Source organism: Metabacillus sp. GQ13 (assembly GCF_059758525.1).
Map to the genome: position 1 here is coordinate 1 of NZ_JCAXET010000030.1, position 19,888 is coordinate 19,888.

The 19,888-nt window shown below is 35.0% G+C and carries 19 protein-coding genes and 1 pseudogene; 19 read left to right on the top strand and 1 reads right to left on the bottom strand.

The genetic code is table 11. From position 1 onward, the window contains the following. The first annotated feature begins 371 nt into the window (after window positions 1-371). The 10 genes from AC6CHR_RS23935 (at window position 372) to rsmI (ending at window position 8,219) form a co-directional block, all read left to right on the top strand. Window positions 372-575 (top strand): sigma factor G inhibitor Gin, encoded by a 204-nt coding sequence (locus AC6CHR_RS23935; protein WP_498251666.1) that lies wholly within the window; start codon window positions 372-374, stop codon window positions 573-575. A 370-nt stretch (window positions 576-945) separates the two neighbouring features. Further along, entirely contained in the window at window positions 946-2,388 is a 1,443-nt protein-coding gene (locus AC6CHR_RS23940; RefSeq protein ID WP_498251667.1) for an aminotransferase class I/II-fold pyridoxal phosphate-dependent enzyme, read from the top strand. Window positions 2,389-2,394: 6 nt separating this feature from the next. After that, complete coding sequence (gene tmk, locus AC6CHR_RS23945; protein WP_498251669.1) at window positions 2,395-3,024, top strand: dTMP kinase; 630 nt, start codon at window positions 2,395-2,397, stop codon at window positions 3,022-3,024. Between the two features lie 84 nt (window positions 3,025-3,108). Further along, window positions 3,109-3,438, top strand: a complete 330-nt coding sequence (gene darA / locus AC6CHR_RS23950; RefSeq protein ID WP_498251671.1) for a cyclic di-AMP receptor DarA — start codon at window positions 3,109-3,111, stop codon at window positions 3,436-3,438. Between the two features lie 156 nt (window positions 3,439-3,594). Beyond that, the gene (locus AC6CHR_RS23955; RefSeq protein WP_498251672.1) at window positions 3,595-4,035 is read left to right on the top strand and encodes a YaaR family protein; all 441 of its coding nucleotides are present in this window, start codon (window positions 3,595-3,597) and stop codon (window positions 4,033-4,035) included. A gap of 14 nt (window positions 4,036-4,049) precedes the next feature. Further along, window positions 4,050-5,045, top strand: a complete 996-nt coding sequence (gene holB, locus AC6CHR_RS23960) for a DNA polymerase III subunit delta' (RefSeq protein ID WP_498251673.1) — start codon at window positions 4,050-4,052, stop codon at window positions 5,043-5,045. A 2-nt stretch (window positions 5,046-5,047) separates the two neighbouring features. After that, on the top strand, window positions 5,048-5,875 hold the full coding sequence (locus AC6CHR_RS23965; RefSeq protein ID WP_498251675.1) for a PSP1 domain-containing protein: 828 nt from the start codon (window positions 5,048-5,050) through the stop codon (window positions 5,873-5,875). Between the two features lie 13 nt (window positions 5,876-5,888). Further along, window positions 5,889-6,257, top strand: coding sequence for a DNA replication initiation control protein YabA (gene yabA, locus AC6CHR_RS23970; RefSeq protein ID WP_498251676.1), 369 nt, complete (start codon window positions 5,889-5,891; stop codon window positions 6,255-6,257). Window positions 6,258-6,467: 210 nt separating this feature from the next. Continuing rightward, a complete protein-coding gene (locus AC6CHR_RS23975) occupies window positions 6,468-7,223 on the top strand; it encodes a tRNA1(Val) (adenine(37)-N6)-methyltransferase (RefSeq protein ID WP_498251677.1) in 756 nt (251 codons plus the stop codon). A gap of 117 nt (window positions 7,224-7,340) precedes the next feature. Further along, on the top strand, window positions 7,341-8,219 hold the full coding sequence (gene rsmI / locus AC6CHR_RS23980; protein ID WP_498251678.1) for a 16S rRNA (cytidine(1402)-2'-O)-methyltransferase: 879 nt from the start codon (window positions 7,341-7,343) through the stop codon (window positions 8,217-8,219). Between the two features lie 160 nt (window positions 8,220-8,379). Here the strand turns inward: rsmI and abrB are convergent, their stop codons facing one another. Continuing rightward, window positions 8,380-8,667, bottom strand: coding sequence for a transition state genes transcriptional regulator AbrB (gene abrB, locus AC6CHR_RS23985; RefSeq protein ID WP_498251702.1), 288 nt, complete (start codon window positions 8,665-8,667; stop codon window positions 8,380-8,382). 800 nt (window positions 8,668-9,467) lie between these two features. Here abrB and metG point away from each other — a divergent pair. From metG to ispE, 9 genes and pseudogenes are all read left to right on the top strand, one after another. Next, window positions 9,468-11,456 (top strand): methionine--tRNA ligase, encoded by a 1,989-nt coding sequence (metG, locus tag AC6CHR_RS23990; protein ID WP_498251679.1) that lies wholly within the window; start codon window positions 9,468-9,470, stop codon window positions 11,454-11,456. 447 nt (window positions 11,457-11,903) lie between these two features. After that, window positions 11,904-12,674 carry a TatD family hydrolase gene (locus AC6CHR_RS23995; RefSeq protein ID WP_498251680.1) on the top strand — a complete coding sequence of 257 codons (771 nt, stop codon included), beginning with the start codon at window positions 11,904-11,906 and terminating at the stop codon, window positions 12,672-12,674. Window positions 12,675-12,856: 182 nt separating this feature from the next. Further along, window positions 12,857-14,109: pseudogene (locus AC6CHR_RS24000) on the top strand (ubiquitin-like domain-containing protein). Between the two features lie 171 nt (window positions 14,110-14,280). Beyond that, a complete protein-coding gene (gene rnmV / locus AC6CHR_RS24005; RefSeq protein WP_498251681.1) occupies window positions 14,281-14,838 on the top strand; it encodes a ribonuclease M5 in 558 nt (185 codons plus the stop codon). Further along, window positions 14,838-15,734 (top strand): 16S rRNA (adenine(1518)-N(6)/adenine(1519)-N(6))-dimethyltransferase RsmA, encoded by an 897-nt coding sequence (gene rsmA, locus AC6CHR_RS24010; RefSeq protein WP_498251682.1) that lies wholly within the window; start codon window positions 14,838-14,840, stop codon window positions 15,732-15,734. The genes rnmV and rsmA overlap by 1 nt, the downstream gene beginning before the upstream one ends. 625 nt (window positions 15,735-16,359) lie before the next feature. Further along, window positions 16,360-17,247, top strand: a complete 888-nt coding sequence (gene yabG, locus AC6CHR_RS24015; RefSeq protein WP_498251683.1) for a sporulation peptidase YabG — start codon at window positions 16,360-16,362, stop codon at window positions 17,245-17,247. A gap of 500 nt (window positions 17,248-17,747) precedes the next feature. After that, on the top strand, window positions 17,748-18,017 hold the full coding sequence (gene veg / locus AC6CHR_RS24020) for a biofilm formation stimulator Veg (protein WP_498251684.1): 270 nt from the start codon (window positions 17,748-17,750) through the stop codon (window positions 18,015-18,017). A 346-nt stretch (window positions 18,018-18,363) separates the two neighbouring features. Beyond that, window positions 18,364-18,546, top strand: a complete 183-nt coding sequence (locus tag AC6CHR_RS24025; protein WP_498251685.1) for a small, acid-soluble spore protein, alpha/beta type — start codon at window positions 18,364-18,366, stop codon at window positions 18,544-18,546. A 457-nt stretch (window positions 18,547-19,003) separates the two neighbouring features. Further along, window positions 19,004-19,873 (top strand): 4-(cytidine 5'-diphospho)-2-C-methyl-D-erythritol kinase, encoded by an 870-nt coding sequence (gene ispE / locus AC6CHR_RS24030; protein ID WP_498251686.1) that lies wholly within the window; start codon window positions 19,004-19,006, stop codon window positions 19,871-19,873. Window positions 19,874-19,888 lie beyond the last annotated feature (15 nt).

The window sequence follows — 19,888 nt, forward strand, 5'->3', positions numbered from 1 at the left end:
TTTAGTATACTAGTCCGAGGGTTGGGAGAAGCAAGAACGTCGAGGAAGTAAAGAGAGTAAAGAGAGTGAAGAAAGAAAGGTGGAGACTTATATTTTTGATGATTGGTTACATTTAATCCAAGAACATAATCATTGGATTTTGTCACTATGTCCTATGGGTGAAAATGCGTTAAACTCTAAACAATCAAGCTTACCAATGAGTTGAATGATTCGAAAAGGAAGAAATAGATATTTATCTATTTAAGACAAACACAAGAATGGATTGAAAACATAAAATGAGTTTAATACAATAACATTTACATTAAATAAAATTTAGAATTGTGTATACAATATAAAAAAATGGGCAAACTAAAAGGTATGGAGGTGGAGATGTGAACTCTAATAGTTTAGAACAAATTAAAGGGGAAACATGTATTATATGTGATAAGGATAAGACAACAGGAATTCATCTCTATACGAGTTTCATATGTATAGAATGTGAAAAGGAAATGACTAATACACAAACATCGGACCCTAAATATCAATATTATCTAGAAAAACTACGTAGGGTCAAAAACCCGCCACTATATTCGTAAAAAAAACTGTTATTTTCATACGAGGTATGAGGACTGTCTTTCATGTCAGTCCTTTTCTTAATTCTAATAATGGTAGGCTGCTTTCGCAAAGATTGTTGCTTTCGTTAAAGTACTTCCTAACGTATAATCTGTCTTAGCATTTCGTATGATTATATTGTCCTTTTCTTTGAAAATAGATTTCATTCTACAAGTAAAAGTCTTAGTGCCGTTTTTTCTTTTTCACCAGACTTTATTGAAATGAGGTTAAAGAAAAAGGATTATATGAAATAGAAATAGTTCTAGATATACTAGTTCTACCCATTTAATGATTTAAGTCCGAGACAAGTATTGTTATAATGACTTTATATACTATAAAGGACGCTGATTTAATATGGAAATACCCCTCTTTGAAGCATTAATGCAACATAAGAAGAGGAACCCTTTGTCCTTACATGTTCCAGGACATAAATATGGTACAGTCTTTTTAAAACAAGCGGAACAGGTCTATAGGGATATTTTATCAATTGATGTTACAGAACTAACTGGTTTAGATGATTTGCATCAACCAAGAGAAGCAATTGCCCAAGCACAACAACTTACTGCAAACCTGTATGGTGTTCAAACGACAAACTTTTTGGTTAATGGATCCACTGTTGGGAATTTAGCGATGATATTAGCTTGTTGTAATGAAGGTGACATAGTCTTAGTTCAGAGAAACTCACACAAGTCAATTATTCATGGACTCCAATTAGCAGGGGCTAGTCCAGTATTCTTAACACCGAAGATTGATAAAGACTATCACGTTCCCTCATATGTTGAATGGAATACGATTAGAGAGGCAATACGTCGGTACCCAGAGGCAAAGGCACTAATCTTAACTAATCCTACCTACTATGGATTATCGGTTGACTTAACTATGGTTATTGAGTTAGCACACAACTATCAAATACCAGTTCTGGTTGATGAAGCGCATGGTGCACATTTTATAATAGGGGATCAGTTTCCTAGTTCGGCAATCGATGTAGGTGCAGATATTATCGTTCAATCCGCACATAAAACCTTACCAGCAATGACGATGGGGTCCTTTCTTCATTTTAATAGTGATTTAGTTAGTAAAGATAAGTTGTACTATTACTTGTCTGTATTGCAAAGCAGTAGCCCATCTTATCCAATTATGGCTTCATTAGACTTAGCTAGAGCATACCTAGAAGTCATGAAAATGGAAAATAAACAACATGATATTATCAACGCTATAGAGGATGTTAAATTACAATTAAGTTCAATACCAGAATTAGAGATAGTCGATTCAAAGGATCCACTCGTAAGGATCGATCCATTAAAGGTTACGTTACAATCGAAAAGCGGGCTATCTGGATATGATCTTCAAAATATATTTGAATCACAAAATATTTATGCGGAATTAGCAGATCCAAATAATTTATTGTTTATCCTGCCTCTCGATTTCTCAAAGAAAACAGTTGATAAACTAAGTGAAATGAAAAGTGAGTTTATTACTTCCCCACTATCTATAAGAAAAAAACGACTAGTCCACACTAAAAATAATCAAACTAGTAACATTCAACCATTAGAAATATCCTATTCATGCTTGAGGTCGTTCGATACAAAGGTAGTAACATTTGATGGGGCGATTGGCTGTTTTTCAGCACAATCGATTATTCCATATCCTCCAGGAATACCATTAATTATGATTGGCGAAAAAATTACTGTATCTTTAATTGAAGAATTAAAGGAAATAATAAAGTTAGGTGTAAATATACAAGGAGACGAAAATATACATCAAGAAGAAATAGCGATATATTGGAATAGAAGGTGAAGGATTTTGAAAGGGAAGTTTATAACATTTGAAGGCCCAGAAGGTGCTGGAAAAACATCAGTTCTTGAATTATTAATGAAGGATTTACAACAGTTAGGTGTTGATGCTGTTTTTACTAGAGAGCCAGGTGGCATAAAAATAGCAGAAAAGATCCGTGAAGTTATTCTAAATAAAGATCATATAGAGATGGATTCACGAACTGAGGCATTATTATATGCTGCAGCTAGACGACAGCATCTTGTTGAAAAAGTTATTCCATCAATAAATAGTGGAAAAGTAGTATTTTGTGATCGCTTTATAGATAGTTCTCTAGCTTATCAAGGGTATGCGAGAGGATTAGGAATCGAAGAAGTTCTTTCAATAAATAAGTTTGCAATAGATGGACTTATGCCAGATTTAACATTTTATTTTCAGATCGATCCAGAAAAGGGACTTCAAAGAATAGCAAATAGCGCTGAAAGAGAACAAAATCGTCTTGATCTGGAAGATATCTCTTTTCATAACAAGGTCCAGGAAGGATATGCAGCTGTAATTGAGAGGTTTAAAGAAAGAATTATAGTAATTAATGCTGATCAAACAATTGATGAAGTATTAAATGAGGTAAAAAGTGCTTTAAATAATTATATAGAGTTATAAAGAGTAGTTGGTATGAAAATTACCATCAAACAAGCAATGATTCAGAGAGGTTAACATGTTACAATACAAGGGAGGCATTTTATTATGAAGTTAGTTATTGTCGTTGTCCAAGATCAGGATAGTAATAAACTATTAAATGCTTTGATGGAATATAATTTCCGGGTAACAAAGTTATCTAGTTCAGGTGGATTTCTTAAATCGGGGAATACCACGTTTATGATAGGTACAGAGGATTTACGCGTTGATAAAGCCTTACAGATCATTAAGGATAATTGTAGGGCAAGGGAGCAACTAGTTGCGCCAGTCTCACCAATGGGTGGAAACGCTGATTCTTTTATTCCATACCCTGTTGAAGTAGAGGTCGGTGGTGCAACAGTATTTGTCCTACCGGTTGATCAATTTCATCAATTTTAGTACGTGTAATGATTAGTTGCTATTGTAATATGTTATATAGTTTATATTACATTAGATTTTATAAAATGGGTGAAGCTAAAAGCGTCACCCAATCAATAGAACGCGGTTATTTCCTTCAATTAAGGTATGGCGGTAGTACGTCATAGGAGGGTTTGTATGAAAATTAGCCAGGATATACGATCGACATTGGATAACCGTAATCCAGACCAAAAGGTCATCCACACTTCAACAAAAGGCTTTCAAGACCTAGTGGCGAAACAAGGAAATAAGCTTCAAATAGAACAATTAAACAAATTGGTTGTTAACATTGAGGATGTTGGACGCCGCTTATCAAAGTCTAGAAATTTCAGCGATCTGTCAAAGTATAAATTACTAGTTAAGAAATTTATACATGAGGCTGTTGAACATGGAATGGATATGAAGCAGTCAAGAAGTTGGGATTATAACGGAAATAGTCGATCATTAAAGATTATTGAACAGGTTGATCAGTCTTTAATTGAATTGGCTGATGAAATTGTGAGCAAAGAAAGCTCAACGATTGATATTCTTGCAAAAATAGGTGAAATAAAAGGTTTACTTATTAACCTATATACGTAGAGAGTGATGAGTTAATGAATAAGAATTGGAAAGATATCTTGTCCTACCAGCCTCGAGTCATGAGGTTATTAACGAATAGTATAAAAAGACAACGATTAGCACATGCGTATCTATTTGAGGGAAAAAAGGGAACGGGAAAAAGGGAAATAGGAATCCTTCTAGCCAAGAGCTTCTTTTGTGAAAGTCCTCTAGAATATGAACCATGCAATGACTGTAAGAATTGTAAAAGAATAGATTCTGGGAACCATCCTGATGTTCATATTGTAGAGCCTGATGGACTGTCGATTAAAAAAGGACAGATTCAAGCCTTGCAGGAGGAATTCTCTAAGTCGGGTGTTGAATCTAATAAAAAGCTTTATATGATCATACATGCTGATAAAATGACAGTAAATGCAGCAAATAGTTTATTAAAGTTTTTAGAGGAACCTCATCCTAGTACGATTGCAATTTTGGTGTCTGAACAGTATCATAAAATGTTGGATACAATTTTGTCACGTTGTCAGTTATTATCATTTCAACCTTTACAACCTAGGGCGATCCAGAATACTCTCCTAGAAGCTGGAATACCTAACCATTTTGCAACACTTGCCTCACAATTAACAAATGATCCTAATTCTGCGATTGAGATCGCAAAAGACGATTGGTTTGCGCAAGCTAGATTGAAAGTGATAAAATTATATGAAGTGATAGGTACTCGAAAGGGACAGGCACCGATATATGTCCATACAGAGTGGATGAAACACTTTAATGATAAGGATAAACAAGAAACAGGATTAGACTTGTTGTTATATATATATAAAGATGTTTTAACGTTACAAATAGGAAATGATGAACAACAAGTCATATACCCTGACTTAGTGTCTCAATTAACACAGCATGCCCTTCAAATGACACAAAGAAGTGTGACTGAGAAGATTACTTCTATATTAGAAGCCAAGAAAAGGCTTCATGCCAATGTGAATCCACAATTAATGATGGAACAATTGGTTTTAACATTGCAGGAGGGATAAGTTTGTATGATGTGGTAGGAGTCCGTTTTAAGAAAGCGGGTAAAATATATTATTTCGACCCAAATGGTCTTAATATAGAGGATGACGACTTTGTTATTGTGGAGACAATCCGTGGGATAGAGTACGGCAAAGTTGTATTAAATAATAAAAAGGTCGAGGAGAATGATGTAGTATTACCATTAAAAAAGGTCATTCGACTTGCAGATGATAAGGATCGGATCTTGGTTCAAGAAAACCAAGATGCAGCCGAAGAAGCTTATCTTGTATGCCAAAAGAAGGTTAATGAGCATAGATTGGATATGAAGCTAGTGGATGTAGAATATACATTTGACCGCAACAAGGTCATTTTTTATTTCACTGCTGATGGTAGGGTAGATTTTAGAGAGCTTGTAAAAGACTTGGCAGCTATTTTTAAAACTCGAATTGAACTTCGACAAATTGGTGTACGTGATGAAGCTAAGATGTTAGGTGGAATAGGTCCTTGTGGCCGGATGCTATGTTGTTCTACATTTCTAGGGGACTTTGAGCCAGTATCAATCAAAATGGCTAAAGACCAAAATCTTTCTTTAAATCCAACAAAAATTTCAGGATTATGTGGTCGTTTGATGTGCTGTTTAAAGTATGAAAACGATGAGTATGAGTCTGCTAAAGAGCTTTTACCAGATTTAGGTGAAATGATCGGGACACCTAATGGGTTAGGTAAGGTTGTGGGACTAAATTTATTAGAGCAAATTATTAAGGTAGCTCTAACTGAACAAGAACGCGTGGTAGAATACACTTGGGATGAATTGCAGAGAGAAGGCGTAGTTCCAATGCAATCCACAGATTGATGAGGTGGAACAAGTGGATAAAAAAGAGATATTTGAATCTGTCAGCAGTATGGAAGAACAAATAGGATCTTTATTCACTCAATTGGGTGAGTTGAAACAACATCTAGGAGAGCTCATTGAAGAGAATCATCATTTGAAAATTGAAAATGATAACTTACGCCGAAGGCTAGATACAACACTTTTAAGCTCAAACACTGAGAAAACAAAGAAATCAAAATCAAAAGAATTACAGCAAACAAATCAGCAAATTGATATAGGTGAAGGTTATGATAACCTAGCTAGACTATATCAAGAAGGATTTCATATATGTAATTTACATTATGGAAGTATCCGTAAAGAGGGAGATTGCTTGTTTTGCTTATCATTCCTAAATAAGAAGTAAATGTGGCTGACTCATGAAGGTTTGCCCCTCTAAAGAAGCCATGGGGGGACGAACCTTACAATGTGTCAGTTTTTTACTGTGAATTTTTTTAAACAAATTACTCTAAGCATTTGCGGGAATACTTATACATAAAGAGAAAACAGGGAAATTGAGTTAAGGTGAAATAGTGTGTTTTATTATTTTTAGTAGTGAGGAGAAGTGTTGTGTTCCATGGTTAATTTATTAGATGATGAAAGGCTTGATTATTTATTAGCTGAAGATCTGAGAATCATTCAGAGTCCAACAGTTTTTTCTTTTTCATTGGATGCAGTCTTACTTTCTAAATTTGCTTATATGCCGATTCAAAAAGGTAACATCATTGATCTATGTTCAGGCAATGGAATTATTCCATTGCTTTTAAGTACTAGAACAAAAGGAAAGATTGTTGGTGTTGAAATTCAAGAGAGACTCTATGATATGGCAGCAAGGAGTATATCATTTAATGAGTTAGAAAATCAGATAGAAATGGTTCATGGTGATCTTAAGGATATGCCAGAAGTATTAGGTTATGGTAAATTTGAAGTTGTCACATGTAACCCTCCATACTTCGCCACACAAGAGAAGCTAAATCAGAATTTAAATGAGCATTTTGCGATTGCAAGACATGAAATCCTTTGTACATTAGATGATGTGATCAAAGTAAGTAGCCAGCTTGTCAAACAAGGTGGAAAAATTGCACTTGTTCATCGACCAGGTAGACTAGTTGATATTGTTGAAACGATGAGGAAATATGGGGTTGAACCTAAACGGATTCAGTTTATTTATCCAAAAGTGGGGAAAGATGCAAACACCCTGTTGATTGAGGGGATTAAGGGTGGCCGTTCAGATTTGAAATTGTTATCACCACTAGTTGTTTACAATAAGGATAATGAATATACAAAAGAAATCAGGATGATATTATATGGTGATAAAGAAGAAATTAAATAGGTAGAATAATGCTATCTGGAAAGAGCAATCATGTACTGTCGATCCGTTGGGTGAAAAAGCGGTATAGTGGAAACGGAATAAATAGTACGTACATAGGATATAGAAAGGTAAGGGCATATGTTAAAACAACAAAAAAGCTTCCATAATGGTGAAAAGGATCTTGGGGATTTGTATTTAGTGCCGACTCCAATCGGAAATTTAGAGGATATGACCTTTAGAGCAGTCAAAATCCTCAAAGAGGTAGATATCATAGCTGCTGAGGATACTCGGCAGTCAAAAAAACTATGTAATCACTTTGAAATAGATACTCATATTTTTAGTTATCATGAGCACAATAAGGAATATAGTGGGAATAAAGTAATCGATTATTTAAAAGAAAAGAAGAATGTTGCATTAATTAGTGATGCGGGTATGCCGACAATATCTGATCCAGGTAGTGAATTAGTTAAACAAGTTTTAGCTATCGGAGGAAGTGTTATTCCATTACCGGGGGCTAATGCTGCATTAACAGCTCTTATCGCATCTGGTATTACGCCACAGCCATTTTACTTTTTTGGATTTTTAGATCGCCAGAAGAAGGAAAAAAAACAGCAACTTGAATCCTTACGAAGTAGAAGAGAAACGTTTATTTTATATGAATCACCACATCGCTTGAAGGAAACCTTAATGCTCATGAAGGAGTATCTTGGAAACCGGATAATCTGTTTATCAAGAGAATTAACAAAGAAATTTGAAGAATTTATTCGCGGTGATATAGATGAAGTCATTAAGTGGTCAGAAGAAAATGAAATTCGTGGTGAATTTTGTATCATTGTTGAAGGCTCAAGTGAAGATGAACAGGCAAAAGAAGATACATGGTGGTCGGGTATTAGCATAGAAGATCATGTTGAACATTATATGAAATTAAACTTATCTTCAAAGGATGCAATCAAACGAGTAGCGGGAGAAAGAGGCCTTCAGAAAAGAGATGTTTACCAAGCATATCATGTTGATTAAAAAGCTGAACAACTTCAGTTTTTCTAGACTTATTTAAACTCTTAAGAAAAGGGTAATGACATATAAAGATACTATCTAAGATAAAACAACATTATAAATAAAGATATAAAGAGATCAGATACACTTGAGTATATCTGATCTCTTTATTTTATTATGCAAATTATTTTTGAACAAGTTGATTTTGTATTTCAGATAAAATTGCTTCTGCACCTTCACGGCTAAGAACTAATTTCCCATTAGCTAATGAAAGGTTATCATCAGATACTTCACCTGTCACTTGACAAGTCATATTTGGCTTATATTTTTTTAGGATGATTTTTTCCTCATCAACATAAATTTCTAAAGCGTCTTTTTCAGCAATTCCAAGTGTACGGCGTAATTCTATTGGAATTACTACACGTCCTAATTCATCAACCTTACGTACAATTCCTGTAGATTTCATAATAATATCCCCTCTCAATTTTGACATTCTCTATGTTTTTTCATTTATACTTCGTCAATTTTCGACAAAAACTGATTTGCTTTTTAAGCATATCAATGTTTCCAATAATCGTCAATCATTTTATCTATTTTCCATGTAAAAAAATAGGTGGATCGTTTAAAGTCCCTTTAGAGTAATGGTTTTTGTCTAAAATCACCATTAAAATATGTAAAGTAAACCTAAATATGAAGTAAAGTATATTAAAAGTACAGTTATTTACACAAGAATAGAATTGAAAATTCGACAAACTCCAAATGTTTTTGTCGAATTTAGAAATCTAAAATCTTTAAGGATATATTCTTGATATTAGAGTCTAAGATGGTATCATTAAGAGTATGAAAATATCAAAAATGGATAGGTTAGTAATGTACATGCTTAACTCCCATTAAGAATATAGCTTTTCCATATCGCTCTCGTCCTTTGGGGCGCGAGCGATTTTTAGATTTATACATTTTGTTATTTTCTTGGCTTCAAAACAGATCGTCAGCTGATATAAGACTATTTTATTTTTCCTACTATATAAGGGAGGTAAAATCAGGTACTCGCGCTTTTTTTTTACATGATCAGAATTTATATGTGCTATTCACATAGTTCTGGTGTCTAGCTCCAACGCATAGCCGCTTGAGGGAAAAAGGAAAATCGCTTTTTCCTAGGTCATAAGCTACCGATGAATTGAAGGAAAGGACACATTCATTTCATCTGAGTCTTATTCTTGTCGGGGCTGAACAAGGCGCTTGCGCTTTTCTTAAGTTTGAGGAGGTTACATAATGGAAGGCAAAAACAATCAAAAGACATTTTATATTACAACTCCTATTTATTATCCAAGTGGAAAGTTACATATTGGACATGCTTACACTACAGTGGCAGGAGATGCAATGGCTCGATACAAACGTATGCGAGGATATGATGTAATGTATCTAACTGGTACAGATGAACATGGCCAAAAGATTCAACGGAAAGCAGAGGAGAGTGAGATAACTCCTCAACAATATGTGGATAATATTGTTTCAGGGATTGAACAGTTGTGGGGGAAGATGGATATTTCTTATGATGACTTTATTCGAACAACACAAGATCGACATAAAGTTGTTGTAGAAAAGATATTTTCACAGTTAGTTGAGCAAGGGGATATTTATCTTGATGAATATGAAGGATGGTATTCTGTTCCTGATGAAACGTATTATACAGAACTTCAACTTGTCGACCCAATAACGGAGAACGGAAAGGTTATTGGAGGAAAAAGTCCTGATAGTGGCCACCCTGTTGAATTAGTCAAAGAAGAATCTTATTTCTTTAAAATGGGTAAATATGTCGACAGACTATTGGCTTATTATGAAGGAAATCCTGAATTTATCCAACCAGAATCTAGAAAGAATGAAATGATAAACAATTTTATTAAACCTGGTCTAGAAGACTTGGCGGTTTCTCGAACAACATTTGATTGGGGTGTAAAGGTACCGGGAGATCCTAAACATGTGATTTATGTTTGGATTGACGCATTATCTAATTATATTACTGCCCTTGGTTATGGAACGGAACAGGATGAAAAATATAAAAAGTATTGGCCTGCTGATGTTCATATAGTAGGAAAAGAGATTGTTCGTTTCCATACAATATATTGGCCAATCATGTTGATGGCTTTAGATTTACCTCTTCCTAAGAAGGTATTTGCCCATGGATGGTTACTAATGAAAGATGGGAAAATGTCCAAATCGAAAGGAAATGTTGTAGATCCAGTTACTTTAATTGATAAGTATGGATTAGACGCCCTACGTTACTATTTATTAAGGGAAGTGCCATTTGGATCAGATGGTGTCTTTACTCCAGAAGGATTTATAGACCGCGTAAATTATGACTTAGCAAACGATTTAGGGAATTTGTTAAATCGAACCGTAGCGATGATTGATAAATACTTTAATGGACAAGTACCTCAGTATAGTGGTGCACAAACAGAATTTGATGAGAAACTCGTTTCGTTTTTACAGAATACGATTACAAAATATGAAGATGCGATGGATAAGATGGAATTTTCAATTGCACTTTCAAGTCTTTGGCAATTTATCAGTAGAACGAATAAATATATCGACGAAACACAGCCATGGGTATTAGCAAAGGATGAAGAAAATCGCGATAAATTGGCGTCAGTAATGGTTCATTTAGCTGAATCTCTACGAATTACGGGAGTTTTATTAAAACCATTTTTAACTGAAACACCCAACAAAATATTTGCTCAATTAGGTATTAAAAATGATGATTTAAAAGCTTGGGATAGTATTGCAAACTTCGGGCAAATCAATCAAACACAAGTAGATAAACAAGCACCGATATTCCCACGTCTTGAGGTTGAAGAAGAAGTTCAATTTATAAAAGAGCAAATGAAGGGGACTGCTCCTGTAGTCGAAGAGAAAAAGGAAGAATCACCTGAAATAAAGAATGAAATCACGATTGATGACTTTATGAATGTAGATCTACGAGTAGCAGAGGTTATCCATGTTGAACCAGTGAAAAAGGCTGACAGACTATTAAAAATTCAACTAGATCTTGGATACGAAAAAAGACAAGTAGTTTCAGGAATTGCGAAGCATTATAGACCAGAAGACCTAATTGGTAAAAAAGTCATTTGTGTAGTAAATCTTAAGCCGGTTAAGCTTCGTGGAGAATTATCTCAAGGAATGATTTTAGCGGGTTCTAGCGGTGATGATTTGTCTGTGGCTACAGTTGACTCAAATCTCCCTAATGGTTCAAAAGTAAAATAAGGTAGCAAGAATTAGGTGTTACGATTTAAATTTTAATGTTGTGATTTAATTTAGCATAAACAATAAAAAAGGGGTGTTCCACGTGTAACATTTTGTAGAACACCTCTTTTATTTGTCGATTTTAACATGTTCCACAAGATAATAAGCAAGTGTCTATTGAGTAGGAGTAAAAGAAGATTTAGTCGTTATTTCTCCCAGCACATTAATAAAGACTATTCTAGAGAAAATTATTGTTTTTCAATCCTAGGATTTTTTACTGGATAAGATCTATCTGCGTGCTTTTATGGTTACGTTCTTATTGCTTATCTTGTTTTAAGTAGTCGGATAAAGATCTAATTGCAACAAATGTTTAGAAAAGCGCATGGTGTTATAAAATAAGTGGGAGAAAATTAACAGATTACGGATTTTTAAAAACATATCATAACTATAGAAGGGATTTGGAAAATTATGCTTTTCGATACACATGCCCATTTAAATGCTATTCAATATGACGAAGATTTAGCTGAGGTTATTGAAAGGGCAAAATCTGAGCAGGTTACAGATATTGTAGTGGTTGGGTTTGATCGGGATACTATTAAAAGAGCAATAGAATTAACGGATCAATACGAAATGATCTATGCAGCGGTAGGGTGGCATCCTGTTGATGCCATTGACATGACAGATGAAGATTTGGAATGGATTAGAGAGTTAGCTTCACATCCAAAAGTTGTTGCAATAGGTGAGATGGGACTAGATTATTACTGGGATAAATCACCGAAGGATATTCAGAAAGAGGTATTCCGTAGACAGATTAGATTGGCAAAAGAGGTTAAACTACCAATCATTATTCATAATCGTGATGCAACAGAGGATGTAGTAACGATCTTACAAGAGGAAAATGCAAGTGAGATTGGTGGAATCATGCATTGCTTCACCGGGAGTTATGAGGTTGCAAAGCAATGTATGGACATGAACTTTTATCTTTCATTTGGTGGACCGGTTACCTTTAAAAATGCAAAAAAGCCAAAAGAAGTAGTGAAGGAAATTCCGATTGACCGCCTTTTAATCGAGACGGATTGTCCTTATTTAACCCCACACCCTTTTAGAGGGAAACGAAATGAACCTAGCTATGTGAAGTATGTTGCCGAACAAATTGCAGAGCTGAGAGAGATGCAATATGAAGATTTGGCTAGAAAAACTTCCGACAATGCAAAGAAACTATTCGGCATCAGTCGCTAGCGAATAATGTCGATGGTTGGAATAGCTTGTCCTTTATGTTATAAAATCTTAAAAGTTCTACATGTCTTATCTTCCTCATATATATCTTTGTCGATAACTCTTTCTTCACTTTTGACTTGTTTTTACGCATAATAGTGAATATGTTGGAAAAATGAGACAACGTCGAAAGGGTTGACAAGGTCATCGATACTCTATATAATCCACGAGGAAGAAGGAGGCGTTTTTCATTTTCATCAAAAACATGAAAAAGCTGTTTTCCGAAAATGTAATGAAGAATAAGATTGTCCTTTCCGCTACTAGTATACTAGTATTAGGGTCAGGTACCGCGTATGGTACATATGAGGGAACCAAAGAGACTGTATTATTAACCGTAAATGGTGAGGAAGAGAAGGTCCGTACCCATGCGGAGACTGTAAGTGCATTATTAAAGGATAAAGACATAGATATAAGAAAAGAGGATAGCATCACACCTGCAAGAAATAAGCAGATTGAAAGTAACATGGAGATAATCTATGAAGCTTCTAAACCAGTAAATGTTGCAATAGGTGATGAGCGAAGGACAATCTGGACAACAGCGGATACAGTGAAAGAGCTAATACAACAGGAAAACCTAGACGTTACAGAGCATGATAAGATTGAACCAGCATTAGATACAAAGATTGAAAAGGATTTATCGTTATCAATTGATAAAGCATTCAAACTTGCTCTAACTGTTGGTGGGGAAAAACAACAAGTTTGGACTACTTCGACTACTGTCGCTGACTTTTTAAAAGAACAGAACGTTAAATTAAATGAATTAGACAAAGTTCAACCAGCACTAACTGACCAGATTGATGATGGCAATGTAGTAACGGTTACAAGAGTAGAAAAAGTCACCGATGTAGTGGAAGAGCCTATTGCCTTTAATGTTGTAAAGAAAGAAGATCATAACATTGAAAAGGGAAAACAAAAGGTTATTGACTCTGGAAAAGAAGGTAAGCAAGAAAAGCATTTTGAAGTAGTCAAAGAAAACGGTAAAGAGGTTTCTAGGAAGTTATTAAAAACTGAAACCATTGCTAAGAGTATGGATCGAATTGTTGCGTTAGGTACGAAGGTAGCACAGCCTGTCAGTACTGCGACTGTCTCACGGAGCACCGGTGCAGTTGGGAAGGAACTAATTGTTCATTCAACAGCTTACACTGCACATTGCAACGGGTGTTCAGGGACTACTGCAACAGGAGTTAATTTAAGGGCTAATCCTAATGTTAGGGTGATTGCGGTCGATCCAAGCGTGATCCCGTTAGGTACTAAGGTTCATGTCGAGGGCTATGGATATGCAGTTGCTGCTGACACTGGTTCAGCTATTAAAGGACATAAAATAGATGTGTTCTTTCCTTCTAAATCAACTGCTTATCGATGGGGCTCGAAAAAGGTAAAAATAAAAATTCTTGAATAGAGACTGACAGAGGGTTTTTATCCCTCTGTTTTTTTACGTTATAATAGAAATGGAAACAATTATGATTATATCGTTGAGCATTTTATAAAATAAAAACAACAAACTATAACTACGTTACAACTAATTAGACGAATCGACTATATAAAAAGTTTCGGTATTTTGGAGGAAAATATGAAAATCAAAGAAATAATTGTTGTTGAAGGGAAAGATGATACAACAGCTATTAAAAGAGCTGTTGATGCTGATACAATAGAAACGAATGGTTCATCAATTGGTGAAGCGGTTATTGAACAAGTTAAACTTGCTCAAAGAACTAGAGGGGTTATTATATTTACAGATCCTGACTTTCCAGGAGAAAAAATAAGAAAAATCATTTCTGAAAAGGTTCCTGGTTGTAAGCATGCTTTTTTGACAAAGTCAGAAGCAAGGCCAAAAAGCGGTAAAGGTATTGGAGTCGAGCATGCAACAGATGAATCTATTCGAATGGCACTACAATCAGTTAAAGAGGAAATGAGTGAATTCAGGAGCGAAATAACGCTAGATGATATATTAGATGCTGGTCTTATGGGAGGAAATAAATCAAAGGCAAGACGCGAAAAATTAGGTATTATCTTAAAAATTGGCTATACGAATGGAAAACAGTTATACAAAAGACTGCACATGTTTCAAATAAGTAGAGAAGAATACATAGAAGCAGTAATCAAGATCCTACAGGAGGAAAATAATTAATGATAAAGGATATTGCAACTCCAGTTAGAACAAAGGCAATACTAGAGAAATATGGCTTTTCCTTTAAAAAAAGCTTAGGACAAAACTTCCTCATTGAACCAAATATACTTTCCCGGATTGTCGACCATGCGAATGTAACCGATCAAACAGGAGTAATTGAAATTGGGCCGGGAATCGGGGCATTAACTGAACAACTTGCAAGAAGAGCAAAAAAGGTTGTAGCCTTCGAGATTGATCAACGGTTACTGCCAATATTAAAAGAGACGTTAGCCCCTTACCCTAATGTATCAGTTATTCATCAGGATATATTAGAAGCAAATATAAAAGAAGCGATTGAAGATAACTTTCATGATTGTGAGGAAATAATGGTAGTCGCTAACCTTCCTTATTATGTGACAACTCCAATAATTATGAAATTATTAGAAGAACAATTGCCATTAAAGGGAATCGTCGTTATGTTGCAAAAGGAAGTAGCGGATCGTATTTCAGCGAAACCCTCCACTAAAGAATATGGTTCACTCTCAATTGCGGTGCAATACTATACCGAAGCTAAAACGGTAATGACAGTTCCAAAAACAGTATTTGTCCCACAGCCGAATGTGGATTCAGCGATCATTCGCCTATTAGTAAGAGAGAAACCAATAGTTACACTAGAAAATGAAAGCTTCTTTTTTCAAATTGTCCGAGCCAGTTTTGCTCAGAGGCGTAAAACACTGTTAAATAACTTGGTTCATTTCCTTCCAAATGGGAAAGAATTAAAGTCTCTTATAGAGGAGACGCTCTTATCCGTTAAAATTGATGGTAAACGAAGAGGTGAATCGTTATCAATAGAGGAATTCTCAAGATTAAGCGACGCCTTAGATCGAGTTTTTAATAAGAAGGATATACATGAATAAGAGGTTGACCTATAAGGGCTAACCTCTCAAATAAATACAAGATGGGTCAGCCCTTTTGTTTTTTCTTAGAATCTCCCTGACTTCTAAAGATTAGTTTACAAATTCATAATAAACGACTAAATAAATGGTTCTTTCGCAATGTTATTTTGCTAACAAAGTTTAGATTTAAGGATAATGCCTATCTTTAATAACTTCTACTAGCAACAAACTTGTAGAAAAGAACCTAAATATCTAACAAGAGCGATAGTAGGCTCTTGTTTTTTTTATGCAGGAAAATCACCAATTAAAAAATATTTCATAGGCTAGAAAAGGATATATTTTGTAAAAGAACCTTATTTGGAGAGAAGGGCTAACCATGTTAGATAGTTAACAAGTAACGAATGGTTGGTTTTCCATGGAGATTTCTAAGAACGTCTAAAATCCACTTTATATAGTGTGAGGGTCCTCTTATATATGCGATTTATAATAGTTATTAGTGAAGTAAAGGATTCGTTACTATATAAGCGAAAAAGAAAAAGTAACTAAAAATTTTTAGTGTTTAGCTTCAGCACCAGCTCCATTTAGCTGAGGACAGTGATTCACAGGCCCGGGTGCTAATGCTTTTCTAATTATTGGAGTGATATACATGCAGGTGAAAATTGGAGATGTTGTCGCGAGAAAATCCTATCAGCTTGACCTGTTATTTAGAGTTATTGATCTAAAAACAACGGTTACAGGAGAGCAGCTAGCCATTTTATATGGTGATGAGGTTAGATTAATCGCAGATGCAGACTGTATTGACCTTATAGTAGTAGATGAGGAGGAGAAAAGTAATCGTAAGCTAAAGGAACAAGAGATCATTGACCAATCGACCTTATTATTTAGGCAGGACTATCAATTATTACGAGAAAAACAGGAGTATTATGCCACTTCTAGTTATAGCCATAACGAGGAGTTTTTCCATATACCAGGTAGGGTCTTGCATGTTGATGGTGACCCACACTATTTACAAAAGTGTTTATCGTTGTATGAAAAAATTGGGGTTCCTGTTAATGGGGTTCATATTAGTGAAAATGAAATGCCGGATAAGATTATTGGTCTGCTTGATAAATACCGACCAGATATATTAGTAATAACCGGCCATGATGCATACTCAAAGCAAAAGGGAGATATAGACGATCTAAATGCATATCGACATTCTAAACAATTTGTCCAGACTGTGCGCAATGCGCGTCAAAAGGTCCCACACTTAGACCAGTTAGTTATATTTGCAGGAGCATGTCAATCCCATTTTGAATCACTAATTCGTTCAGGTGCTAACTTTGCAAGTTCTCCTTCTCGAGTTAACATTCATGCTCTAGATCCAGTCTATATTGTTGCAAAGGTTAGCTTCACACCTTTTGTAGAGAGAATGAATGTTTGGGATGTGCTTCGTAATACCTTAACAAGAGAAAAGGGATTAGGTGGTATCGAAACAAAAGGGGTCCTTAGAACAGGTATGCCATATCGAAGACAAAGTAATGGTAATCAATAATAAATTGCCGCTTATTATTTATGATGTAAGTGGCTTTTTCTAAGTGCTTGCCTTTTATGTTTTATATTTACCGCTAATTAAGGGGGAACACTACCATCTAAAATGAAGAATACACCTAGTTTTTTTGTCGTCATCAAATCTAAGTCTACACATTCACTTTTATATATAGTCGACAAAAAAATAAAAGAAAGAATTAAAAAGTGACAAATTTTGTACTGCTTATTGATTGTTATGACCACTGTCTATTTCCTGATTTTAAATAAAAATAGACCACTTATTTTAATAAATAACTCCTAAAAAAAGAACATTAAAGCTAAATATAAAAAAAACATTCATTTTTACACATATTATCGTACAAGTTAGAACACACTAGTATAGATAGAATAAGAATATTGTTGAAAATAATTTGTTGACAGAAGGGAAAAGTTATTGATATAATTTAAATTTTATTTGACTTACATAGGCAAAAGGTGTATAATAATCTTAGTGAGGTGGATGCAATGGGAAAAACTCTAACGGATATTAAAAAGTCCTTGGATGGTAATCTTGGCAGACGACTAACTTTAAAAGCAAACGGTGGTCGTAGAAAAACGATAGAACGCTGTGGTGTACTAGCAGAAACCTATCCATCTGTCTTTGTTATTGAACTCGATCAAGATGAAAATTCTTTTGAACGTGTATCTTACAGCTATGCCGATGTATTAACTGAAACTGTCGAATTAACATTTTTCGAAGATGCATCAGGTTCATTTGCAGTTAGTGGACAGTAGACAGCAAATTGTTTACTGTTTTTTCTTTTCGTAAATGACCTACCTTAATAAGTGGTAGGGTCTTTGTAACGGCAGAGCTTCTATAAACTTGAAAATCACGAACGTTGTTATATAGTAATTCTGGGGTTGACTCTAATAGGAGTCAGCCTATTTTTAAATTGTTTTGAGAACGATAGAATTCTTGTACTGTGGCTATACTTAACAGAACTTGTATTTTCATTGACCGCAACAAAAAAAGGAACTTTTGCCACACATAATAAGGAAAGGGACACAAATAATAAAAGTGCCGCAGTGTTTCTCATTTTATACTCATCCATTTAATCCTTTGAAAGGGTGTGTCTACAGTATGGGCAGACGTCGTGGGGTTATGTCTGAGAGCTTTAAGTATGAATTAGCTAAAGACTTGGGATTTTATGAAACGGTTAAAGAAGATGGTTGGGGAGCAATTCGATCTCGTGATGCTGGTAACATGGTTAAGCGTGCAATTGAAATAGCAGAATCACAACTTGCCCAACAAAATAAACAATAAACAGAAAGTAGTTTCAAATGACCGTTTGAGAAGATAGGCAATATAAAATGAGCGGCAGGGCTGACTATTAAGGTCAAGTATCTCATACAGGAGAACTGATCTTGTAGCAGCCCTTTATTTCCTTATTACATAGCCATTCTATGGGTTGGCAGATTTATTTATAAATCGAGGGGTAATTAGGATAGTAGAAAATAATGTCCACTTTCACTTTTTTCTTTCAATATCCTTTCTTTGTAAGGAAGGATGTTAAACATAGCTTGGTACGATAAAATTCAGCTGCTGTCTAATTCCGGAAATGAAAAACTTTGGTCAAGAAATTACTTCTACGTGAGTAAGTATTAAAGCCTTGGACATTTCGGAATGCTTTAACAACTGAAATTGTCGAAAAGGGAAATACGATACCGACTTTTATGGTACAATGTTGATACAATTTTAGATCGTTAAGTAGGTGAATACGATGCGAGTGTTAGAAAAGGCACCAGCAAAAATTAATTTATCATTAGATGTCCTTCATAAACGGAAAGACGGGTTTCATGAAGTGGAAATGATTATGACAACCATTGATCTAGCAGATCGTGTTGAGCTTGTTGAAATCTCAACTGGGGAAATAAGAATTGTTTCACATAATCGTTTTGTTCCAGATGATCAACGGAATTTAGCCTATCAGGCAGCTAAGTTATTAAAGGAACGCTTTAATATTAAAAAAGGAATTTCAATTTCGATCACAAAAACCATTCCTGTAGCAGCAGGATTAGCTGGTGGCAGTAGTGATGCAGCTGCAACATTACGAGGATTAAACCGGTTATGGAATTTGGGTTTGAGCCTTGACCAATTAGCTGAACTGGGTGCAGAGATTGGATCAGATGTATCTTTTTGTGTATATGGTGGAACTGCTTTAGCTACAGGTAGAGGCGAAATCATTCATCATATCGATCCACCACCACATTGTTGGGTTGTTCTTGCTAAGCCGACTATCGGTGTTTCTACAGCAGATGTTTATAAAAATCTAAAGATAAACTCAGTGACTCATCCAGATGTTGATGGAATGATAGAAGCAATCAAGACTAGTGATTACATTCAAATATGCAATCTTATGGGGAATGTATTAGAGAATGTTACTCTAGATATGTATCCAGAGGTAGCAAATATCAAAGACCAAATGAAGCGATTTGGTGCTGATGCAGTTCTAATGAGTGGAAGTGGCCCTACTGTTTTTGGACTTGTTCAATATGAATCACGCTTACCAAGAGTTTACAATGGATTAAGGGGCTTTTGTGATCAGGTTTACGCAGTAAGGATGTTAGGAGAGCGAAACAGCCTTGATTAAATACGGATATTAAGT